The following is a 1366-nucleotide window of genomic DNA, read 5'->3' as shown; positions in this document are numbered from 1 at the left end:
CGACGCCCTGATCCGGCTGGCCAAGGTGCTGCATGTGCGGCTCGACGACCTGGTGTTCGGGGAGAATGAGCGCGGACCCGGCGAGGACCTGGCGCTGCAGTTCGAGGCGGTGAGCCAGTTCACGGAAGACGAGAAGCAGACCGTGCGCGAGCTGCTGGAGGGGATGATTCTGAAGCACGAGGCAAGGCGCTGGGATGCGTCGCGGGCGGCGGCGGCCGAGGTCAAGGCGCCGGCGGCCGGTGGCAAGCGGCCAGTGCGCGCGGCAGGACGATAGGCCACTTTCTTTAGCCGCTAAAAATTAAAAGCCGTACCGGAACCCGCGCTCTTGCAAGCAGCGGGTTGGGTACGGCTTTTTTGTTAATAAAGAAGAACTTGGGAACGGTCGATCCAGCTACGCATCAGCCCGTGTCCGTTTGTAAGCGACCACGTCACCCCCTAGCCTTTTTACCCTTTGTCGCTTTTTCAAGCAACTCCACAATAGTAGAAGATGCTGATATATTTTTTGCATATTCCAAGACTTGACGCTTGTAGCCGTTAACAATTTGTGGGTCTGCACCAGATTTCAATAGAAATAAGATTACCTCTGGATTTCCTCCAATCACTGCATTGAATAATGGTGTAGCACCTTGATCACCCTTCGCATTTACGTCTGCGCCCGCAGTGACAAGTATTTTTACAGCGGCTAGATCACCCCAACTGCAGACTGTATGGAGAACTGTGTCTTCCATAAAATTGCGTTGATCGAAGCGGCTTATCTCAACGCCGTACCAAGCCCCAGTCTTTGCACAACGGCGATAAACTTCTTCAATTAATTTCATATTTATGGACATGTGCAGTACCTAGCGATGTTGGCAGCAGCATTAGCCAGCCGGCTCTTTACGTTCGCCAGAGCTCGCTCATGTGGCGCTTTACTATTGGGATGCCCCCAACGTTTCTCCCAATCTTCACGTTTCGCCTGGCAACTCATGCCTTGGCGGTACTGCCAACGAGCAGCCTCGCAGGGCGTCAAATTTGGCGGCGGCTCCTTATCGCACGTATTATGGTAATTTTTATTGTCCACGTCCTTTTGCGCATCATCGGCCTCAGAAAGCCCGTGTAGATCCTTAGTCGCTTTATGCGCCCCGTAAGCAACAGCTGTAGCGGCTGCAAGCGCACTCGCGGCTCTGTAAGCACGATATGCCTGATAACCCGTATAAGCGACTCTTGCGCCATAGGCAGCGCCAACGGCCAGCGGGACGAATAGTCCCTCGGGATCTGAATTGGAAATTGGATTTCCCAATCCATAGCCATACGTATTAATCCCACCTTCGAGCCCGATCGGATCGCTCTGCACATACCGCCCCATTTGCGGATCGTAATCCCTATG

The 1366-nt window shown here is 53.7% G+C and carries 2 protein-coding genes and 1 pseudogene; 1 reads left to right on the top strand and 2 read right to left on the bottom strand.

What is annotated here, in order from left to right:
• A pseudogene (locus PO883_RS34460) lies at positions 1-274 on the top strand (hypothetical protein); the annotation flags it as partial.
• A 154-nt stretch (positions 275-428) separates the two neighbouring features.
• On the opposite strand, the gene PO883_RS34455 reads toward PO883_RS34460, so the two are convergent.
• Together PO883_RS34455 and PO883_RS34450 are read right to left on the bottom strand one after the other, a co-directional pair.
• Positions 429-830 (bottom strand): ankyrin repeat domain-containing protein, encoded by a 402-nt coding sequence (locus PO883_RS34455; protein ID WP_289313803.1) that lies wholly within the window; start codon positions 828-830, stop codon positions 429-431.
• Positions 821-1366, bottom strand: a 546-nt coding sequence (locus tag PO883_RS34450) for an RHS repeat-associated core domain-containing protein (protein ID WP_289313802.1), incomplete at its 5' end; no start/stop codon positions are given. The genes PO883_RS34450 and PO883_RS34455, both read right to left, overlap by 10 nt.

The organism is Massilia sp. DJPM01 (assembly GCF_030348125.1).
Classification (GTDB): domain Bacteria; phylum Pseudomonadota; class Gammaproteobacteria; order Burkholderiales; family Burkholderiaceae_D; genus Telluria_A; species Telluria_A frigida.
The sequence above is the reverse complement of the archived record's forward strand: the minus strand, read 5'-3'. Positions and strand labels throughout refer to the sequence as shown.

What these genes read in the sequence shown, in the direction of transcription:
- PO883_RS34455 (WP_289313803.1), bottom strand. Translation starts at nt 830, where the DNA reads ATGTCCATAAATATGAAATTAATTGAAGAAGTTTATCGCCGTTGTGCA.